This window comes from Bradyrhizobium sp. ISRA430 (assembly GCF_029909975.1).
GTDB lineage: Bacteria > Pseudomonadota > Alphaproteobacteria > Rhizobiales > Xanthobacteraceae > Bradyrhizobium.
In genome coordinates, this window is sequence record NZ_CP094516.1 from 3,789,273 (window position 1) to 3,808,271 (window position 18,999).

Genomic DNA, 18,999 nt, shown 5'->3' on the forward strand with positions numbered 1-18,999 from the left:
GCCGGAAGGGTCTGAGGGAGGGAAAGATGTCAGGGATATTGGTCGGTGAATTGATCCTCTGGCTGATCGTCGCGATCATCGTGATCGTGGTTGGCGTCTATATCGTGAACTGGCTTTACCACCGCTCCTCCAAGGAGGTCTCGTTCGTCCGGACCGGCTTCCTCGGCGAACGCGTGGTGATCAACGGCGGCGCCTTCGTGCTGCCCTTCATCCACGACTACACGCCCGTCAACATGAACGTGCTGCCGATGGGCATCGTACGTTCCAGGCAGGATGCCGTGATCACCCGCGACCGCATGCGCGTCGACATCGAGGCCGACTTCTATGTCCGCGTGCAGCCGACCCGCGAAGCCGTCTCGATCGCGGCCGCGACGCTCGGCCGCCGCACCATGGAACCCGAGCAGTTGCACGCCCTCCTCGCCGGCAAGTTCATTTCCGCGATCCGTTCGGTCGCCTCCGAAATGACGATGGAAGAGATGCACGAGCGGCGCGGCGACTATGTGGCGCGCGTCAAGACCAATGCGGCGGAGGCCCTCGCCCAGAACGGCCTCGAGCTCGAATCGGTCGCGATCACCGATCTCGACCAGACCGACCTCGAATTCTTCAATCCCTCAAACCGGTTCGACGCCGAAGGTCTGACCCGCCTGATGGAGGACATCGAGGCGAAGCGGAAGCTGCGCAACGACATCGAGCAGGACTCGATGATCAAGATCCGTTCCCGCAATCTCGAAGCCGAGCGGCAGGCGCTCGAGATCGAGCGCGAGAGCGAGACCGCGCGCCTGGAACAGGAACGCGACATCGAGATGCGCCGCGCGCTTCAGCGCACTGAAGTCGCCCGCGAACGGGCATTGCGGGAGACCGAGGCCGAACAGGCGCAGATTTCCGCCCGCGAAGCCATCGAGCGCGCCCGTATCGCCAATGACCAGGCGATCGCTGAAGCCCGCATCGCGTCCGAGCGCGAGACCCGCCAGAAAGAGATCGAGCGGAGCCGCACCATCGAGGAAAAGGAGCTGCTCGCGCGCGAGGAGATCGAGAAGACAAGGATCGCCAACCAGCGCTCGATCGACACCACCCGCATCGCCTCGGAGCGCGAGGTCCGCCAGCGCGAGATCGAGCGGATGCGCACCGTCGAGGAAGCCGAGATCGCGGCACGCGAAGCCATCGAGAAGGCCCGCATCCAGCAGGACCGCGTCGTCACCGACGCCCGCATCGCCAATGAGGAGGAGACGAGGCGCCGCGAGATCGAGCGGACGCGCGCGGTCGACGAAGCGGAAATCGCCGCTCGCGAGGCGACCGAGAAGGCCCGCATCGCCCAGACCATGACCGTCAATGTCGAACGCATCTCCTCGGACGAGCGCACCCGCGCGCTGGAGATCCAGCAGGTGCGAACCATCCAGGAGGCCGAGATCGAGGCACAGCGCGCGGTCGAGGCCGCCCGCATCGCGCGCGAGCGGACGCTCGCCGCCGAGCGCATCGCTGCCGAGCAGAAGACGCGGCAGCTCGAGATCGAGCGCAATAAGGCGCTCGACGTCGCCGGCATCGCCGCGCGCGAGACGACGGAAGCCAGCCGCATCGCCCAGGAGGAGCGGGTTCGCTCTCTGGAGATCGCCCGCAACCGTGCCGTCGAGGAGGCCGACATCGCCTCCCGCGAGGCGATCGAGGCCGCGCGGATCGCGCAGGAAAAGGCGATCGCCGCCGAACGCATCCAGGCGGACCGGGAGACCCGCGCGCTGGAGATCGAGCGTACCGCCGCGATCGAGGCGGCCGATCTGAAGCGGCGCGATGCCATCGAACGCCAGCGCATCGGCGTCGATCTCGCGCTCGAATCGGAGCGGATCAACTCGTCGAAGACACGCGAGGTGCTGAACATCGAGCAGAAGAAGGCGGTCGAAATCGCCGACGAGGACCGCGTCATCGCACTCTCCGCCAAGCGATCCGCGCGCATCGACGCCGATCGCCAGGTCAAGCAGGCGGAGATCGTCGCACGGAAGGACGTCGAAACCACCGACGTGTCACGCGAGCAGGCGCTGGAAGCTGCCCGGATCGAACGCCGGCGTGCGATCGAGCAGCTCGAGGTCGCCCGCGTCCAGTCGCTGCAGGAGGCCGAGATCGCCTCGCGTGAAGAGGTCGAGCGCGCCCGCATCGCCTCGGACCGCGGTCTGGACGAGGCCCGTATCGGCCGCGAACGCGAGCTGCGCAAGCTCGAAGTCAATCGCGAGAAGGAGGTCGAGACGGTTCTGATGGAGAAGGCGATCGCGATCCATCAGAAGTCGCTGGAGGAATCCGCGGCACGCGCCGCTGCCGAAGAGGCTCGCATGCGCGCAACCGAGGCGGCGGAGCGCGTCGTCACCGCGCGCGAGAGCGAAATTGCAAAACGCCGCAAGACAGTCGAGGTACTGCTCGCGGAAAAACAGGCCGAGGAGACCCGCATCGCGGCCGAGGCCGAGCGCGTGCGCGCCGCCGTCGAGGCCGAGGCGCAGCGGATGCTCAACGAGGCCGAGAACGTCCTGACCGATCAGGCGCGCTACTCGCTGTTCCGACGGAAGCTGCTCGACCGCATCGAGGGCATCGTCCGCGAGAGCGTCAAGCCCATGGAGAAGATCGAGGGCATCCGCATTCTCCAGGTCGACGGCCTCAACGGCAACGGTCACGGCGGCGGCAATGGCGGCCGCAGCGCCACCGACGAGGTGATCGACTCGGCGCTGCGCTATCGCGTCCAGGCGCCGCTGATCGACTCGATCCTGTCCGATATCGGCGTCGAAGGCGGCAGCCTTGCAAAAATGCCGGGCCTGATCCGCGAGGCCCGCGACATGCAGGGCATCAAGGATTCGACGCGCAAGAGCGGCGGCAGCGACAAGCCTGCCGCCCCGCCCGCCACCGAAGGTGAGCCGCCGGCCGAGCGCGGGCCGAAGAAGAAAGGTTGAGGTCGCGCCATGGCCCGCGTCTACGTCTCCACCGTCGTCAACGCCCGCAACGACCGCGTCTGGGCGCGGGTGCGTGATTTCAATGGCCTGCCGAACTGGCACCCCGCCATCGCCGAAAGCCGCATCGAGGGCGGCGAGGCCTCCGACAAGATCGGCTGCGTCAGGGATTTCCGCCTGCGCAACGGCGACCGTATCCGCGAGAAGCTTCTCGGGCTCTCCGACTACGACATGTTCTGTACCTATTCGATCCTGGAGTCGCCGATGGGTGTCGAAAACTACGTCGCGACCCTGCGGCTCACGCCGGTCACCGACGGCGACCAGACCTTTGTGGAATGGACCGCGGAGTTCGACTGTGCGCCCGAGCGGGAGACCGAGCTCGTCAACAATATCGGCGGCGGTGTGTTCCAGGGCGGCTTCGACGCCCTCAAGCGCGTGTTCGGAGGCTAGGCGTGCCGCACATCGTCAAGAGCACGATCCTGAACGCACCGACCGACGTGGTGTGGAATGTGCTGCGCGATTTCAACGGGCACGACCGCTGGCATCCCGCGGTTGCGACCTCCTCAATCGAACGCGCGCAGTCCTCCGACAAGATCGGCTGTGTCAGACGATTTAAGCTCAAAGACGGCTCCGAGTTGCGCGAGCAATTGCTGGCGCTGTCCGACCTCGAACAGACCCTCAGCTATTGCCTGCTCGATACCCCAATCCCGATGTTCAACTACGTTGCCCATGTTCGCCTCTTGCCGGTGACCGACGGCGATCGGACCTTCTGGCATTGGGAATCTCGATTCACCACGAAGCCCGAGGACAAGGACCGCATCAGCCACATGGTCGCGGAAGACATCTACCAGGCCGGATTCGAGGCGATCCGCCGGCACCTGAAGGAGGCCGCATAGACATGGCCGTGACAGTGAAGACCTTTGCGAGCTCGAACGAAGCCGCCGCCGCTTTGTCATCGGATCGCGGCGCGCGCTATCTCGGCGGCGGCACGCTGGTGATGCGGGCGCTGAACGAGGGCGACGTCTCGATTTCGACCGTCGTCCGCGCGAGCGACCAGGCGCTGACCCGGATCGACGCATCCGGCCCGCGCATCACGCTGGGCGCCGGCGTCACTTTCGCGAGGATTCTCGGCGAGCGCGATCTTGCCTTCCTGCACGCCCCCGCCCGCTCGATCGGCGGCCCCGCGGTGCGCAACATGGGAACGGTCGGGGGCAACCTCTTTGCGCCCAATCCCTATGGCGATTTCACCGTGGCGCTGCTCGCGCTCGATGCCATGGTCGCGGTGCAAGGAAGCTTCGGCGCCCGCGACATCGCGATCGAGGAATTCCTGCAATCGCGAGAACGGCAATCCGGCGCGTTGGTGTTGTCGGTTTCCTGCACGCGGCCGGCCAGCACGGAGGCGTTTCGCTATCGCAAGGTTGCCCGCATCAAGCCGAAGGGCGGCTCGGTCATCACGCTCGCCGCGCACGTGCCGATCAGCGGCGGGCGCATCGCCGGCGCTCGCATTGCGCTCGGCTCGATGGCGCCGACCCAGATTCGCGCCAGGGCAGCGGAGCGTGCGCTGGAAGGAAGCATCCTCGATGCCGCGACCATCGCTGCGGCCGCCTCCGCGGCAACCGAAGGAACATCGCCCTCCGACAGCGCCCTCGGAAGCGCCTGGTATCGCCGCGAGATCGTGGGCGTGCACCTGCGTCGCCTCTTGTCCGGCCAGGAATAGATAGAGAATAGACAAGGGATAGACCGCCATGTCGAAGACCCCCCTGCAATTTCGTCACAACGGCCGCGACGTCGCGATCTTCGTCGATGGCGGCACCAGCCTGCTGGTTGCGCTGCGTGAGCTGATCGGCGACATGACCCCGAAATTCGGCTGCGGCCAAGGCGGCTGCGGCACATGCAGCGTGCTGATCGACGGCGAACTCCACCTCTCCTGTCTGACGCTTGCCGAGACGGTCGCCGGCCGTTCCGTCGAGACGCTCGACGGTCTCAAGCAGGGGCCGAACCTGCATCCTCTCCAGCGCGCGTTCGCCGACAATTTTGCCGCCCAATGCGGCTATTGCACGCCGGGCATGCTGATGGCCGCAAAAGCGCTGCTCGACCGCAATCCCTCCCCGAGCCGGGACGAGGTCGTCGAGGCCATCTCCGGCAATATCTGCCGCTGCACCGGCTACGAGCCGATCATCAACGCCATCCTCGCCGCCACGGGCGGCCGGGCCAGCGCCTGAGGCCTCACCATGTTGGAACTACGCAAGGACATTTTTGCTGACGAACGCGACGACAATCTCAAGGAGATCGGCAAGGGCACGCAGCGCCAGGACATGCTCGGCCACATCACGGGCACATCGAGCTATTTCAACGACCACAAGCTCCAGGGCATGCTGCACCTCAAGGTCGTTCGTTCGACGCACGCGCATGCGCGGCTCCGCCGCATCGACACCACGGAAGCAGAACGCTCGACCGGCGTGCGGCGAATCATTCGCGGCGCCGACGTGCCGCGCAATCTCAACACGCTGCTCAGCCTCATCAACTTCGGCAAGGACGATGAACCGTCGCTGGCTGTCGACAAGGTCCGCTACAAGGGCGAGCCCATCGTCGCCATCGTCGCCGACAGCGAGCGCGAGGCCTTCGAGGCGATCGCGAAGGTACGGATCGACTACGAGCCGCTACCGACCGTGTTCGATGTCGAAGATGCCCTGAAACCCGGTGCGCCCGTGGTCAACGAGACCTATCCGAAGAACGCTTTCATTTATCACGACGTCTACGATCACCAGAGGCTGCGCTTCGGCGATGCCGATGCGGGGCTCGCGACCGCCGACCACGTGCTCGAACAGCGCTACCAGATGTCGCCGATCGAACACGCGCCGACGGAGACGAATGGCGCGATTGCGGCGCCCGACACCAACGGACGCTATGTCGTCTACACCTCGACGCAGGCGTTATTCTTTTCCGTCGACACCTGCGCTAAGATTCTGGACGTGCCCTCCAATACCTTCCACTTCATCGGCGGCACGGTCGGCGGCGGGTTTGGCGGCAAGGTGGATACCTTGACCGAGCCGCTCGCCATCTTAGGGGCGATGCTGACGGGACGCCCGGTGCGCTACGTGTTCGGACGCGAGGAGGAGATGCAGTACGGTCCGCCGCGCGGCGCCGAGCGCATCTACATCAAGGACGGGGTGATGCGCGACGGCCGCATCGTCGCGCGAAAGATCCGCGCCTATTTCGATAGCGGTGCCTATACGCGGCTGTCCAGCTATGCCGCCGTGAAATGCGCCGCCCATCTGCCGGGCCCCTACACCATCCCGAACGTCTACGGCGACGTCTACTGCGTCTTCACCAACCGGACACCTGCAACCGCAATGCGCGGCTTCGGTGTCACCGCGATGGACTTTGCCATCGAATGCCAGATGGACAAGCTCGCAAATCTCGTCGGCATGGACCCGATGGAGTTCCGCATCGTCAATGCATATCGCGACGGCGACATGAAGGCGCACCGGCGCGAGGCCAAGAACACGGCGCTGATCGAATGCGTTCAGGTCGCGGCCGAAAAGGCCAAGTGGCCGATCCGCGACGAGTTCAGACGCGCTTCCTCGCGCAAGGATGGCGGCGGCAGCCGCGCCGTGATCCCACCGACGCCGACGGAATCGCGCGCGCGGCCGGCGGCGCCCGTCCAGCAGCGCACGACCTATGATCGCGCCCCCGTGACTGCGACGAGAGAGCCGCCGCGCGAGCCGCCTCCGCCGGCACCGCCACCTCCGCCGCCGCGCCCGGCCGCACCATCACACGGCGCGACCCGGTTCTCGTCCGTGTTCGGGACAAGGAGACGCTGAGATGACCAGGCATCGCGGACGCGGCATGGCGTCGATCAATTATCCCATCGGCATGAATCTCGGCGGCGATCCCAGCCAGGCGCTGGTCCACTCCAATCCGAGCGGCAAGTTCACCGTGGCATTGTCGTCGATCGACCTCGGTCAGGGCATGAAATCGGTGACGCGGCAGATCTGCGCCGAGACACTCGGGGTGCCCGTCGAGGACGTCTATGTCGACACCGCGGACTCCGACACCGGCCCGCACTGCATGGGTTCGTTCGCCTCGCGCGGCACACACCGCGTCGGCAATGCGGTCATGGCCGCGGCGCGAGAGGCACGCGGCGTCATGATGGAGGCCGCCGCCGAGGAGCTCGAGGTCAACGCCGCCGATCTCGAGACCGACGGCCGCGGCAACATCCATGTCAAGGGCGCACCGCACCGCTCGATCTCTACCAAGGATGTCGCGATCGCTGCACAATTCAAGCAGGGCAAAACCATTTCCGGCCGCGGCATCTTCCTGGTGCCCCTGTCCGACGTCGACCCCGAAACCGGCGAGATGTCGCCGGCGACCTGCTACGCCCATGCCTGCCTGGTCGCCGAGGTCGAGGTCGATGACGAGACCGGCGAGGTCGCTATGGTGCGCATGGACTCCGCCTATGAGCTCGGCCGCGCGCTCAACCCGCGGCTCGTCGAGCAGCAGCTCGTCGGCGGCGCCTGGATGGGTATCAGCCACGCGCTCTACGAGACGCCCGAGCCCTATTATCCTGACCCCGCTCACGGGCCGCGCGATTTCGTCGAGTATCTCATGCCCGGCCCCGGCGACATCTGTCCGCACGATATCGCCGTGCTGGAGCGTCCTGCGCCCGATGGTCCCTACGGCGCCAAGGGTCCCGGCGAGATGTGCGCCAACCCCGTGCTGCCGGCGGTTGCCAATGCGATCTTCAATGCGGTCGGCGTGCGCATCGACGATCTCCCGATCACCCCCGAAAAGGTGCTGCGCGCAATCAAGGCCCAGGGCGGCGCGCGGCCGCAGGCGCGGCGCTAGAGGTTTCGTCGTGGCGGTTCGCGGCAACATCGTTGGCATCGACAGCCCCGAGGCGCTGGAGAAGGCGCTTCGGGCGGCCTATTACCTCGCAGACGAGGGACTGGCGACCGCGGCCTATCTCGGCCTCGCGCTCGGCAAGCCGCTGCTGCTGGAAGGCGCGCCCGGTGTCGGCAAGACCGAGGCCGCGAAAGCCATTGCGGCCGTGCTCGGCCGCCGCCTCATCCGCCTGCAATGCTACGAGGGAATCGACGCCGCCGCCGCGCTCTACGAGTGGAACTACCCGCGCCAGATGCTCGCGATTCGCCAGGCCGGCGACGAGAGCATCGACATCTATGGCGAGACGTTCTTGATCGAGCGGCCGATGCTGGCGGCGCTTCGCGCGCCCGACTCCACCGTGCTGCTGATCGACGAAATCGACCGCGCCGACCAGGAGTTCGAGGCCTTCCTGCTCGAATTCCTCTCCGACTTCCAGATCTCGATTCCCGAGCGCGGCACGGTGCGCGCCGCCGAGCGTCCCGTCGTCGTGCTGACGTCGAACCGGACGCGCGACCTGCATGAAGCCCTGCGCCGCCGCTGCGTCTATCACTGGATCGATTACCCCACCGCCGAGCGCGAGGCGCGGATCATCATGATGCGCGCCTCCAGCGTGGCCGAAGCCACGGCACGCGCCGTCGTCGCAGCCGTCGAAAGGCTCCGGCGCGAACCGCTGAGCAAGGCGCCGGGGATCGCCGAGGCGGTCGACTGGGCCGAGGCCGCGACGTTGCTGCACAAGGGCGGCGCGCGCTGGCCGGATGCGTTCAAGCGCTCGATCGGCGTAGCGCTGAAGGACGAGGAGGACCTGCATTTCATCTCGCCGCGGCTCGACGCAATGCTCGCAGAGGCGACCGCATGAGCACTGAGCCGCAGCTTCCACGCGCCGCCCGCACCTTCGTCGCCTTCGTTTCGCTGCTGCGCGCGAACGGCTTTGCCGTAGCGCCGGAACAAACGACGACGTTCTTGGCGGCGATCGGGCTACTCGGCCCAGGCAACATTGACGATGTCCGGCAGGCGGCCCTGGCGACGCTGGCTCCACCGCCCGAACGCCGCGCGACCTTTGACCGGCTGTTCGATCTCCACTTCCGCGGCAGCGAGGCGATCGAGCGCGACGATGAGGGCGAAGACGACGAGACGGTCCGTCTCCAGGAAGAAGGCCGCGGCGACGAGGAGCCCATGCTCTCCGACGAGGCTAGCGAGTCAGGCCTGACCGCGAGCCGAACCGAGGCACTGGTCGAGCGCCGCCTTGCCGTGACCTCGATCACCGGCGCCCTGCGCCGCCTCGCCCGCGAGGCGCCGCGACGCCTGCCGCGACGACGCGGCCACCGCCGCATGCGCGCGCGGCGCGGGCCGTTTGCGGATCTGCGCCGCACCTTGCGCGAGACCGTCCGCAACGACGGCGAAATCCTGCGGCTGGGGCACCTGAAGCGACGGCAGCGCCCGCGCAAGATGCTGCTGCTGATCGACGTCTCCGGTTCGATGAAGAGCCGCACCGAAGAGAACATGAAGCTCGCGCATGCACTGGTGCAGGCCGCGTCCAATGTCGAGGTCTTCACCTTCGGCACACGGCTGACCCGCGTCACCCGTCCGTTGCGGCTGAAGCGCCGCGAGCAGGCATTGAACGCCGCCGCGCATCTGGTCAGCGATTGGGACGGTGGCACCCGTATCGGCGACGCGCTGCAGGCGTTCCTGGCGGTGCCGCGATTCGGCGGCTATGCGCGCGGCGCCGCCGTGGTCGTCGTCTCCGACGGACTCGAGCGCGGCGAACCCGACGCACTTCGCGGCGCCGTCGCAAGATTGTCGCGGCGGGCCTGGCGTTTGAGCTGGCTGACGCCGCTCGCGACGAGCCCCGGCTTCCGCCCGCAGACTGAAGCGCTCATCGCCATCGAGCGCTTCGTCGATGATCTCGTGGATGGCGGATCGAGCGCGTCGATCGTCGCGCACATTCTGGCGTTGGGACGAAGGAGAGCGGCGTGACCGAAATTGTCGATGGCCATCATCACATCTGGCGGCAAGCCGACCTGCCCTGGCTGACCGGTCCGATGCAGCCACGGATCTTCGGCCCTTACGAGCCGATTCGGCGCGACTATCCGATCCAGGAGTATCTCGACGACCTCAAGGGCACCGGCTTCACTCGCTCGGTCTATGTGCAGACCAACTGGGCCAATGAGCGCTTCGAGGACGAGGCGGCCTGGGTGCAGCAGACCGCCGATGAACACGGCTGGCCGCACGCGATCATCGCCTATGCCAATTTTGCCGTCGAGGACGTCCGGCCGCAGCTCGATCGCCTGAGCCGCTATTCCCTCGTGCGCGGCGTTCGCATGCAGCTCCACTGGCACGAGAATCCGCTCTACCGCTTTGCAGCCCGCCCGGATCTTTGCGTCGACCCCATGATCCGCCGCAACGTCGCGCGTCTTTCCGACTATGGCTGGAGTTTCGATCTGCAGGTGTTCACGCCGCAAATGCCGGATGCTGCAGAACTTGCCGAGGCTTGCCCCAAGGTGACCTTCATCCTCCAGCACGCCGGCATGCTCGAAGACCTCTCGCCGGCGGGACGAGCCGCCTGGCGCGCCGGCATGGCCCGGCTTGCGACATGTCCGAACGTAGTCTCGAAGCTCTCCGGGCTAGGCACCTTCATCCATCGCAACGATCCCGCACATATCGCCGCCGTGCTCGCCGACACGGTGGCGATCTTCGGCGCGGAGCGCTGCCTGTTTGGCTCCAATTTCCCGATCGAGAAGTTGTGGACCAGCTATCGCGAGCTCGTCGGCGCGTTTCGCGCGGCGGGCTCGCCGTTCAGTGCAGAGCAGCAGGATGCGATCTTCAACGCGACCGCGACGCGCGTCTACCGGCTCGGGCCGTAGCGATCACAGACAAGAAGCGGAAACAGGGAGGGAAACGAATGGCGCTGGAGATCAAGATCCTGGACTATGGCGATATCGAGTTGGAATCGAGCTTTCTGGTTCTCGGCCGCGACTGCGGCCGCACTCGCCGCGTCCTCACCCTCGGCTTCCTGATCCTCGGCGGCCCCTATCCGGTGGTGGTCGATACCGGGTACCGCTCCAACCAGATCATGGAAACGCTGGGCATGCGCGGACTTCAGTACCATGAGAACATGATCGAAAACCAACTCGCGCGTCACGGCGTACGCATGGGCGACGTCCGCTTCGTCTGCCACACCCATTTGCACATCGACCACGCCGGCAAAGACGATCTGTTCCCGATGAACACCACCGTCGTGGTCAACCGCCGCGAGCTCGAATATTCCGTCTCCGGCCTGATGCATCCGCAATATCCGGCACCCGACGTCAAGCACCTGATCGATCGCCTACACACCAGGAGCGCGCTACGCTTCCTGGATCTCGAGATCACGGGGCCGATCGAGCTGATGCCCGGCGTCTATTGCGACGCCGCCAACGCCCACACCGAGGGCTCGATGAACATCATCGTCCACACCGCCGACGGCATCGCGACCATCTGCGGCGACGTGATCTATGACATCAACGACCAAATCGTCACGCCGTTCAACGAAATCCACGATTGGGAGCCGCGCACCACCGGCAACCACGGCACCACCAAGCGTGCGGAGAAGGCGGCGATCAAGAAGCTGTTGAGCAACTCGCGCTACCTCCTCCCCGTGCACGATCGTCCCGCGAAGATCGAAGGCGGCAACGTCGTCGGACGCCTGCACGACCAGGTGCCCGGCCCGATCGTCCAATCCCTGCCGCAGCGGAACTGGTTCCCGGCCTGAGGATCGACCGATGACGCATGTCACTTTGCGAAGTGAATTCGAGGCCCTGATCGATCCATACGCACCGGTCGCGCAGGTCGGCACCGGCTTCGACTTCACGGAAGGACCGATCTGGCATCCGGTCGATCACTATCTCCTGTTCTCGGACATGCCGGGCGACGTGCGACGGCGCTGGGATGCACGGCGCGGCGTCGTGGAGGTCAAGCGTCCCTCGAACAAGTGCAACGGCATGACCTACGATGCCGAGCTCAATCTGATCGTCTGCGAGCACGCGACGTCATCGCTGATCCGCGAACGGCCGGACGGGCGGCGCGAGGTGCTCGCCTCGCATTTCCATGGCCAGGAGCTCAACAGCCCCAACGACGTCTGCGTTCATTCGTCCGGCGCGATCTATTTCTCCGATCCCTGGTATGGCCGCATGCCGGTCTATGGCGTCGAGCGGCCGCGCCAGCTCGGCTTCCAGGGCGTCTATCGCCTCGTGCCAGGCGGCGAACCGAAGCTCGTGGTCGATCGCAACCTGTTCGACCAGCCGAACGGGCTGTGCTTCTCGCCGGACGAGAAGCTGCTCTATGTCAACGACACCGTGCAGACGCTGATCCGCGTCTTCGACGTCGATGCGGACGGCGCGCTCGCCAATCAACGCGTGTTCGCAAGCGGCATCCGCTCCGAGCTCGAACCAGGTGTGCCCGACGGCATGAAGTGCGACCAGCACGGCAATGTCTGGGTTACCGCGCCTGGCGGCGTGTGGGTCTACTCACCGAGGGGCGAGCTGCTCGGCAAGGTCCGCGTGCCCGAGCTGGTCGCCAATCTCGCCTGGGGCGGGCCGGATTTCCGCACGCTTTATCTGACGTCGACCCGCTCGGTCTACGCGATCCCCACCAAAGTCGGTCCGCGCCATGAGCCCTATATGAGCGGCAAGCGCAGAGGCGGCACCGACGCGAGCGCCGCGCCTGCGGCACCGATCCTTAACCAGGACGAGATGCGGCTCGATCCCCATCGCTGCGCCATGATCATCCAGGACCTGCAGAACGACGTCATCATGGACGGCGGCGCCTTTGCCGATTCCGGCTCACCGGTTCACGCGCGCCAGCAGCACGTCGTGGACAACGTCCGCCGCCTGGCCGAGACCGCGCGGGCCCGCGGCGTCGCGATCATCCATGTCTGGTTCATCGTCGAACCCGGCGCGCCCGGCGTGACGCTGAATGCGCCGTTGTTCGAGGGATTGGTCGACAGCAAGGCGATGGTGCGCGGAAGCTGGGGCGCCGCGCCCGTGTCCGGGCTCGAGCCGCGGCCCGGCGATTTCGTGGTCGAGAAGATGCGCATGAGCGCCTGGGAAGGCACACGGCTGGAGACGATCCTGAAAGCCACCGGCCGCGACATGATCATCAACACCGGTGCGTGGACCAACATGTCGGTCGAACACACCGCGCGCACCGGCGCGGACAAAGGCTACTTCATGATCGTGCCCGAGGATTGCTGCTCGACGATGAATGCCGACTGGCACAACGCCTCGATCAACTTCGCCATGCAGAACGTCGCGGTCGTGACCAGTGCGGATACCGTCATCAGAGCGCTGGGATGACGGCCGGTGCCAAAACTTCTGCATTTGTCTTGCTCGCCACGCCCCGACTCCGAATCGAGCGCGGGCGCGCGCACCTTCCTTGAAGCCTTCCGCCGAGCGCATCCCGATTGGGACATCGATCTCATGGACCTCTGGCGGGAGCGGATGCCGGAGTTCGCTGGCCCCATCGTCGAGGCCAAGTACGCCCGCATGAAGGGGCAGGCCTTCAACGATCCGCAGCGCGACAGCTTTGCCGAGGCCGAGCGCATGGCGATGCGCATCTCGCTCGCCGATCGGGTGTTGATCTCGACGCCGATGTGGAATTTCGCCATTCCCTACAAGCTCAAGCAGTGGTTCGACATCATCGTCCAGCCCGGGCTCACCTTTCGGTTCGCCCCCTCGGAAGGATACCTCCCGCTGCTGAAGGACCGGCCGACACTGGTGATCCTCGCCAGCGGCAGCGATTTCGCCACCGGAATGAATCGCGGTCGCATCGATATGGCAACGCCCTACCTGCGGGAGATCTTACGCTTTATAGGAATCAACAATGTACGTTTCGTCCTGATCGGGCCAACCACCGGACCGCAGCAACCCATCGAGGCTGCCCGTGAAAGGGCGCATCAGCGCCTTGCCACAATTGCTGCGAACTTCTGACGCGCCTACGACCACTTCTCTTGCCCCAAGTGATCTGCGCAAGTTGACGATTACTTGGCAGCAGTTGTCCGTCCCGCGGGCAAGGGTTGCACCGAGTCCGCCAAATCGATGAAGACTGGCTGATGATCGGAGGCGTCAGTCGTGCCGTTGACACCAACGCAGCGGACGCGATCCGCCAGATCCTCCGTCACGAAAATGAAGTCGCGACAGTCGGGCCCCTCCGTCCACTGCGCATGATCGTATAGTCCGCAAGTCGGTTCGCGCGGCCGGTCGGGACGACCGATCGTCCAGGCATCGCGATAATTGAGGCCACGCCGGCCCGATCGATCGATCAACGCATGTTGCGGGTCGCTGACGTCGAAGTTGAAATCGCCGCACATCACGCTCGACGCCGCGACCGTCTGACTCCCGTACGGCTCCTCATGTTCGGCGGTTGCCACCTTGGGGCTGGTCGACGACTTCTCCTGCAAATCCAGGAGACGCCCGATCTGCGCTTCTCGCTGACCGGCTGAATGATACTCGAGATGCGTATTGACGATGCGCACCGCGCCGAAGGCCGCCTGCACCGTCACCTCCAAGGCATGGCGTCGCATGCTGCGCACGGTGCCCGCTCCCGGCCAGGGCAGTAGGTGATTGGCGATCTGCATGACCGGCAAGCGCGACAAGGTCATGTTGCCGAACCGATGCGGCCGGCCCGCCCGATCTACCGTTTCGATCGCCGGCCGAAATATAGGGGTGTAGCCGGGAAGCAGAGTGGCGAGTTGCGCGCTTTGATCGGCGTTCCCGTCGAGCTCGGAGAAGTTCGAGCTCACCTCCTGGAAGCATAGGACGTCCGCGTCGACAGTCTGCTTTGCAACCGCGACGATTCTCGCAAGATCCGTCGCGCCGTCGCAGCCTTTGCCACACTGAATGTTCCAAGTCAGAAGCCGCATTAGCGGATACCTGCACGCATGAATGATTGAACGAACTGCCGCTGGAAGAGAAGAAAGGCAATCAGCAACGGCGCCATCGTCATGACGGTCGCTGCGGTGATGACCGACCAGTCCACTCCGGTCTCCGGCGCCCCGAACACCGCAAGACCCACGGTGAGTGGCCGAGCTTCCACGGAGTTCGTGACGATCAGCGGCCACAGGAAGTTATTCCAATGGTAGCTGACGGAAACAAGGCCGAAGGCCACATAGGTCGGACGCGCCAGCGGAACATAGACCCGCCAGAGAATCCCGAGCGGCCCTGCCCCCTCGACTCGGGCCGCCTCGACCAATTCCTGCGGGACGCTCTTGAAGGTCTGCCTCAGGAGGAAAATGCCAAACGCGCTTGCAAGGTAAGGAAGCGCGATCGCGGGGATCGCGTCCAGCAGCCCCAGCTTTGCGATCGCGCGATAGTTTTCGACGATCAGCACGTCAGGCATGATCATCAGTTGGAGCAGAACGAGAGCAAAAGCGATACCGCTGCCCCGGAATTTGAAGCGCGCAAAGGCATAGGCGGCGAGCGTCGACAGGATGAGCTGCCCGATCAGGATCAGCGTGACGAGGACGACCGTGTTGAGATAATAGCGGGCGAACGGCGCCTGCTTCCACGCCCGGGCGAAATTCTCCAACGTCCACGGCGCGGACAGGCTGAACGACGTTGCGTAAGCGGCGGGATGCAGCGCACTCCAGAATGCATAGGCCAGCGGCGCGAGCCAGATCAAAGCCAAGAACCACGCTGCGACTGCCTCGAAGGGATGTGTCCGCCCTCTCATTGATAGTGGATCCTGCGATCGAGGTAGCCGAACTTGATCAGCGCAAGCGTGCTCAGCAGCACGAGAAGCACGACCGTTAGCGTTGCCGCGTAGGACGAATCCTGGAATGTGAAGGCGACTTCATAGATATAGTAGAGCAGTAGCGTACTGGCGTTGTTCGGACCACCCTTGGTCATGATCACAAGGTGATCTACCAGCTTGAACGAGTTGATGACCGCGTTTATCGCCACGAACAGCGTGGTCGGCATCAGCAGAGGGAACGTAATCCGGCGGAAAGTATACCATCGGCTCGCGCCTTCGATCGCCGCGGCTTCATCGAGATCAGGTGAGAGCTGCTGAAGGGCTGCAAGGTAGAAGATCATGAAGAAGCCTGCCTCCTTCCAGATCACCATGACGATCAGGCATCCCATCACCGTCGAGGGATCGCCAAGCCAATTCCAACCGGCGAGACCGAAAAGTGCACGCAACTGATCAAGCAGGCCATAATCCGGAGTGTAGAAAAACAGCCAGATGTTGGCGACCGCGATCATCGGCAGCACGGTCGGCGTGAAGTAGGCCAGGCGCAGGAAGCCGCGGCCGCGCATGTTGCGATTGACCCAGATCGCCATCATCAGGGCCAGGGCAATCGACGTCGGAATGGTGCCGAGCGCGAACCAGAAATTGTTGACCAGTGCCCTCCAGAAGATCGGATCGGCCATCATGGCCTGGTAGCTCTCGAGGCCGACGAAGACCTCGGTGCCGTTCCGGCGCGTGATGAAGAGCGAATGCCGGATCGTCGCCAGGATCGGAAAATGGGTGAACGCGATCAACAGGACGGCCGCCGGCAACAGCAGCAGCCAAGCGTTCACGGCATTCCACCACGCCTGCGATCCGGCGCGGCGCGTCGCAATGGGCGATGAGGCGGCGTAATCCGACATTCGTGAGCCGGCGGGCTGGCGGCTGCCCCGCCATCCCGCCATTTCCCTATTTGTAGGCGCGCAAGACGCGGTCGGCCTGCTGCTGCGCGGCGGCCAGCGCCTCCTGCGGCTTCTGCGCGCCGGTGACGGCGGCCTGTACGGCATCTCCGACAAACTTGTAGATGCGGCCGTTTTCGTGGACGGAGAGCTCCGGCACCGCATGCTCGAGCTGATCGCGCGCGACCGTGGCCTGTGGGAAGCCCTTCGCGTACTCCTGCATCGCGGGCGTCTTATAGGCGGCCGGCGACACGGCCACGTAGCCGGTCTTCATGCTCCATTCGGCCGCGCGTTCCGGAGCCGTCATCCATTGAATGAACTTGACGGCCGCCTTCTGCTGTTCGGGTGACGCACTCTTGAAGATGTAGAAGTTGCCACCACCGGTCGGCGAGCCCCGCTTCTCCTTGGCCGGCAGCATGGCAACGCCGAACTGGAATTTCGCGGCGTCCTTGACTGCCGTCAGATTCCCGGTCGTGTGCCACATCATCGCCGTCTTGCCCTCGAGAAAATCGGTGCGCAGCGTGGCCCAGTCGATGCTGCCCGCCGGCGCCACATTATGCTTGCGCGACAGGTCGACCCAGTATTCGAGGGCGGCGACTGTTTTCGGTGCGGTCAGATAAACCTCGTTGCCGGGCTCGTTCATCATCTTCTGGCCGTTCTCGATGGCGAGCGCCTGCAGCATCCAGTAGGCGTAGCCGGTCGAGGGAATTTCGACGCCCCAGCGCGTGGTGTTTCCGGCGCCGTCTTTCTTGACGAGCTTCTTCGATATCTCGACCATTTCGTCCCAGGACGCCGGCGCCTTCTCGGGATCAAGACCGGCCTCCTTGAAGGCCTCCTTGTTCCAATAGAGCACGATCGTCGAACGCTGGAACGGCACGCTCCAGGTCTTGCCGTCGATCTGTCCGTTCGCTATGAACGCCGGATAGAATTCCTTGAACCACGATTTGTCACTGACGAGACCGTCGATCGGCACAATGGCGTTCTCGTCCATGAGCGTGAACACGTCAGTGGACAGCAGCACCGACAGTTGCGGCGGCTGCCCGCCCTTCATGGCCGTCATCGCCTTGGTCATCGTATCCGTGTAGTTGCCGGCATAGACCGCCGTAACCTTGATGTCCGGGTTGTCCTTCTCGAAGCGCGAGACCATATCGTCGATGATCTTCGTGACCGGCCCGCCGACGGCGACCGGATAGTACATCGTCAGATCGACCGCAGCGGCAGGACGGGCACCCACGGACAGCGCAGCGAGTGCGGCCGCCATCAATATCGTTCGTCGCGCAATCATCTTGTCAATCTCCCTCGTTATCCCGTTTTGGCTGAAACAGTCGCTGCTATTGGCCGGATGCCGCCAGCTTGCCCTCTTTGACGATGGTCTCGAATCGGCGCTCCGAATTCGGCTCGAAGCGATGCTCGTGCTCGGGTTCCCACGCTATCCGGATGTCCTCGCCTGGCTGAACCTTGCTGAAACCGTCGAGTCGCACCGAGATCGGCTGACCATCGATCTCGCACAGAACGATGCTGTCGGCGCCGAGATGCTCGACGGCCTTTACGCGCGCGACATGATTCCCACCCGGCACGATGCGGATGTGCTCCGGCCGGATACCGATGAGATGATCGCTCCGGCGCAACAGATTCATCGGAGGCGTGCCAATGAACCGCGCCGTGAACGCCGTCGCCGGACGGTTATAGAGCTCCTCCGGTGAGCCGTTCTGCTCGATACGACCGTCGCGCATCAGTACGACGCGGTCTGCCATTGTCATGGCTTCCGTCTGGTCGTGGGTCACGTAGACCATCGTCATTCCGAGACGCTGTTGCAGCGCCCGGATCTCCGTCCGCATCTCGTGCCGCAGCTTGGCGTCCAGATTCGAAAGCGGCTCGTCCATGAGGCAGACTCGCGCTTCCGCGATGATGGCCCGTCCCAGCGCAACGCGCTGGCGCTGCCCCCCGGAAAGCTGCGACGGCTTGCGCTCAAGCAGATGCGCGAGGCCAACGATGTCGGCCACACGGCGGAGCCGTTCGTCTCGCTCGGCGCGCGACACGCGCCGCACACGCAAGCCGAAAACGATATTCTCGGCCACGCTCAAATGCGGAAACAGCGCATAGGATTGAAAGACCATGGAGATCTTCCGTTGCGCCGGAGTGAGATGGGTCACGTCGACGCCGCCGATGGCAATCGTGCCGGCATCGGCCTCCTCAAGGCCGGCAATCAATCGAAGCGTGGTCGATTTGCCGCATCCGGAAGGCCCAAGAAGCACCAGCAACGAACCCTCGTCCGCCGTCAGACTCACGTCATCGACGGCGCGCATCGCTCCCCAGGACTTGGAGACGTGACTCAGCGTAATCGCCGACATGGCTCGTTCGCTCTTGGCTGCGGAGGTCTGTGCAGGGTGCGGGCGTAACTACGTATGCGGGCCGCGTCTTGCTCCGGCAGAGCAGCCCAAGTCCGGTCATCACAAGCAGACCGATTCATGCCGTCCCTCCCATGACCACGCAATTCATCGGCGCGGCGATTATTATGTTCATATGAACATAGTGTG

18 protein-coding genes are annotated in these 18,999 nt (G+C 64.7%); 13 read left to right on the top strand and 5 right to left on the bottom strand.

What is annotated here, in order from left to right; all coding sequences use genetic code 11:
- Positions 1–26 precede the first annotated feature (26 nt).
- From MTX21_RS18085 to MTX21_RS18145, 13 genes are read left to right on the top strand one after another with little or no spacing between them, the layout of a single operon-like run.
- Complete coding sequence (locus tag MTX21_RS18085) at positions 27–2,924, top strand: flotillin family protein (RefSeq protein WP_280966129.1); 2,898 nt, start codon at positions 27–29, stop codon at positions 2,922–2,924.
- A 9-nt stretch (positions 2,925–2,933) separates the two neighbouring features.
- Positions 2,934–3,371: an SRPBCC family protein gene (locus MTX21_RS18090; RefSeq protein WP_280966130.1), complete on the top strand. Its 438-nt coding sequence runs from the start codon at positions 2,934–2,936 to the stop codon at positions 3,369–3,371.
- A 2-nt stretch (positions 3,372–3,373) separates the two neighbouring features.
- The gene (locus tag MTX21_RS18095; protein WP_280966131.1) at positions 3,374–3,817 is read left to right on the top strand and encodes an SRPBCC family protein; all 444 of its coding nucleotides are present in this window, start codon (positions 3,374–3,376) and stop codon (positions 3,815–3,817) included.
- A gap of 2 nt (positions 3,818–3,819) precedes the next feature.
- Positions 3,820–4,638, top strand: a complete 819-nt coding sequence (locus tag MTX21_RS18100) for an FAD binding domain-containing protein (protein ID WP_280966132.1) — start codon at positions 3,820–3,822, stop codon at positions 4,636–4,638.
- A 28-nt stretch (positions 4,639–4,666) separates the two neighbouring features.
- A complete protein-coding gene (locus MTX21_RS18105; RefSeq protein WP_280966133.1) occupies positions 4,667–5,143 on the top strand; it encodes a (2Fe-2S)-binding protein in 477 nt (158 codons plus the stop codon).
- A 9-nt stretch (positions 5,144–5,152) separates the two neighbouring features.
- Entirely contained in the window at positions 5,153–6,745 is a 1,593-nt protein-coding gene (locus MTX21_RS18110; protein ID WP_280966134.1) for a molybdopterin cofactor-binding domain-containing protein, read from the top strand.
- Position 6,746: 1 nt separating this feature from the next.
- The gene (locus MTX21_RS18115) at positions 6,747–7,769 is read left to right on the top strand and encodes a molybdopterin cofactor-binding domain-containing protein (RefSeq protein ID WP_280966135.1); all 1,023 of its coding nucleotides are present in this window, start codon (positions 6,747–6,749) and stop codon (positions 7,767–7,769) included.
- Positions 7,770–7,779: 10 nt separating this feature from the next.
- Positions 7,780–8,661, top strand: a complete 882-nt coding sequence (locus MTX21_RS18120) for a MoxR family ATPase (protein WP_280966136.1) — start codon at positions 7,780–7,782, stop codon at positions 8,659–8,661.
- Complete coding sequence (locus tag MTX21_RS18125) at positions 8,658–9,779, top strand: VWA domain-containing protein (RefSeq protein WP_280966137.1); 1,122 nt, start codon at positions 8,658–8,660, stop codon at positions 9,777–9,779. Before MTX21_RS18120 ends, MTX21_RS18125 begins: the two co-directional genes overlap by 4 nt.
- The gene (locus tag MTX21_RS18130; protein WP_280966138.1) at positions 9,776–10,666 is read left to right on the top strand and encodes an amidohydrolase family protein; all 891 of its coding nucleotides are present in this window, start codon (positions 9,776–9,778) and stop codon (positions 10,664–10,666) included. Before MTX21_RS18125 ends, MTX21_RS18130 begins: the two co-directional genes overlap by 4 nt.
- A 38-nt stretch (positions 10,667–10,704) precedes the next feature.
- On the top strand, positions 10,705–11,553 hold the full coding sequence (locus MTX21_RS18135) for an MBL fold metallo-hydrolase (protein WP_280966139.1): 849 nt from the start codon (positions 10,705–10,707) through the stop codon (positions 11,551–11,553).
- A gap of 10 nt (positions 11,554–11,563) precedes the next feature.
- Entirely contained in the window at positions 11,564–13,135 is a 1,572-nt protein-coding gene (locus tag MTX21_RS18140; RefSeq protein WP_280966140.1) for an isochorismatase family protein, read from the top strand.
- Between the two features lie 6 nt (positions 13,136–13,141).
- Positions 13,142–13,768 carry an NAD(P)H-dependent oxidoreductase gene (locus tag MTX21_RS18145; RefSeq protein ID WP_280966141.1) on the top strand — a complete coding sequence of 209 codons (627 nt, stop codon included), beginning with the start codon at positions 13,142–13,144 and terminating at the stop codon, positions 13,766–13,768.
- A gap of 50 nt (positions 13,769–13,818) precedes the next feature.
- Here MTX21_RS18145 and MTX21_RS18150 read toward each other — a convergent pair whose 3' ends face one another.
- From MTX21_RS18150 to MTX21_RS18170, 5 genes are read right to left on the bottom strand one after another with little or no spacing between them, the layout of a single operon-like run.
- On the bottom strand, positions 13,819–14,700 hold the full coding sequence (locus MTX21_RS18150; RefSeq protein ID WP_280966142.1) for an endonuclease/exonuclease/phosphatase family protein: 882 nt from the start codon (positions 14,698–14,700) through the stop codon (positions 13,819–13,821).
- Entirely contained in the window at positions 14,700–15,509 is an 810-nt protein-coding gene (locus MTX21_RS18155) for a carbohydrate ABC transporter permease (RefSeq protein ID WP_280966143.1), read from the bottom strand. Before MTX21_RS18155 ends, MTX21_RS18150 begins: the two co-directional genes overlap by 1 nt.
- Positions 15,506–16,426 carry a sugar ABC transporter permease gene (locus MTX21_RS18160; RefSeq protein WP_280966144.1) on the bottom strand — a complete coding sequence of 307 codons (921 nt, stop codon included), beginning with the start codon at positions 16,424–16,426 and terminating at the stop codon, positions 15,506–15,508. Before MTX21_RS18160 ends, MTX21_RS18155 begins: the two co-directional genes overlap by 4 nt.
- Positions 16,427–16,472: 46 nt before the next feature.
- Positions 16,473–17,747, bottom strand: a complete 1,275-nt coding sequence (locus MTX21_RS18165) for an ABC transporter substrate-binding protein (protein ID WP_280966145.1) — start codon at positions 17,745–17,747, stop codon at positions 16,473–16,475.
- Positions 17,748–17,793: 46 nt separating this feature from the next.
- Positions 17,794–18,813, bottom strand: a complete 1,020-nt coding sequence (locus MTX21_RS18170; RefSeq protein ID WP_280966146.1) for an ABC transporter ATP-binding protein — start codon at positions 18,811–18,813, stop codon at positions 17,794–17,796.
- Positions 18,814–18,999 lie beyond the last annotated feature (186 nt).

What these genes read in the sequence shown, in the direction of transcription:
- MTX21_RS18085 (WP_280966129.1), top strand. Translation starts at nt 27, where the DNA reads ATGTCAGGGATATTGGTCGGTGAATTGATCCTCTGGCTGATCGTCGCG.
- MTX21_RS18090 (WP_280966130.1), top strand. Translation starts at nt 2,934, where the DNA reads ATGGCCCGCGTCTACGTCTCCACCGTCGTCAACGCCCGCAACGACCGC.
- MTX21_RS18100 (WP_280966132.1), top strand. Translation starts at nt 3,820, where the DNA reads ATGGCCGTGACAGTGAAGACCTTTGCGAGCTCGAACGAAGCCGCCGCC.
- MTX21_RS18105 (WP_280966133.1), top strand. Translation starts at nt 4,667, where the DNA reads ATGTCGAAGACCCCCCTGCAATTTCGTCACAACGGCCGCGACGTCGCG.
- MTX21_RS18110 (WP_280966134.1), top strand. Translation starts at nt 5,153, where the DNA reads ATGTTGGAACTACGCAAGGACATTTTTGCTGACGAACGCGACGACAAT.
- MTX21_RS18115 (WP_280966135.1), top strand. Translation starts at nt 6,747, where the DNA reads ATGACCAGGCATCGCGGACGCGGCATGGCGTCGATCAATTATCCCATC.
- MTX21_RS18125 (WP_280966137.1), top strand. Translation starts at nt 8,658, where the DNA reads ATGAGCACTGAGCCGCAGCTTCCACGCGCCGCCCGCACCTTCGTCGCC.
- MTX21_RS18135 (WP_280966139.1), top strand. Translation starts at nt 10,705, where the DNA reads ATGGCGCTGGAGATCAAGATCCTGGACTATGGCGATATCGAGTTGGAA.
- MTX21_RS18140 (WP_280966140.1), top strand. Translation starts at nt 11,564, where the DNA reads ATGACGCATGTCACTTTGCGAAGTGAATTCGAGGCCCTGATCGATCCA.
- MTX21_RS18150 (WP_280966142.1), bottom strand. Translation starts at nt 14,700, where the DNA reads ATGCGGCTTCTGACTTGGAACATTCAGTGTGGCAAAGGCTGCGACGGC.
- MTX21_RS18155 (WP_280966143.1), bottom strand. Translation starts at nt 15,509, where the DNA reads ATGAGAGGGCGGACACATCCCTTCGAGGCAGTCGCAGCGTGGTTCTTG.
- MTX21_RS18160 (WP_280966144.1), bottom strand. Translation starts at nt 16,426, where the DNA reads ATGTCGGATTACGCCGCCTCATCGCCCATTGCGACGCGCCGCGCCGGA.
- MTX21_RS18165 (WP_280966145.1), bottom strand. Translation starts at nt 17,747, where the DNA reads ATGATTGCGCGACGAACGATATTGATGGCGGCCGCACTCGCTGCGCTG.
- MTX21_RS18170 (WP_280966146.1), bottom strand. Translation starts at nt 18,813, where the DNA reads ATGTCGGCGATTACGCTGAGTCACGTCTCCAAGTCCTGGGGAGCGATG.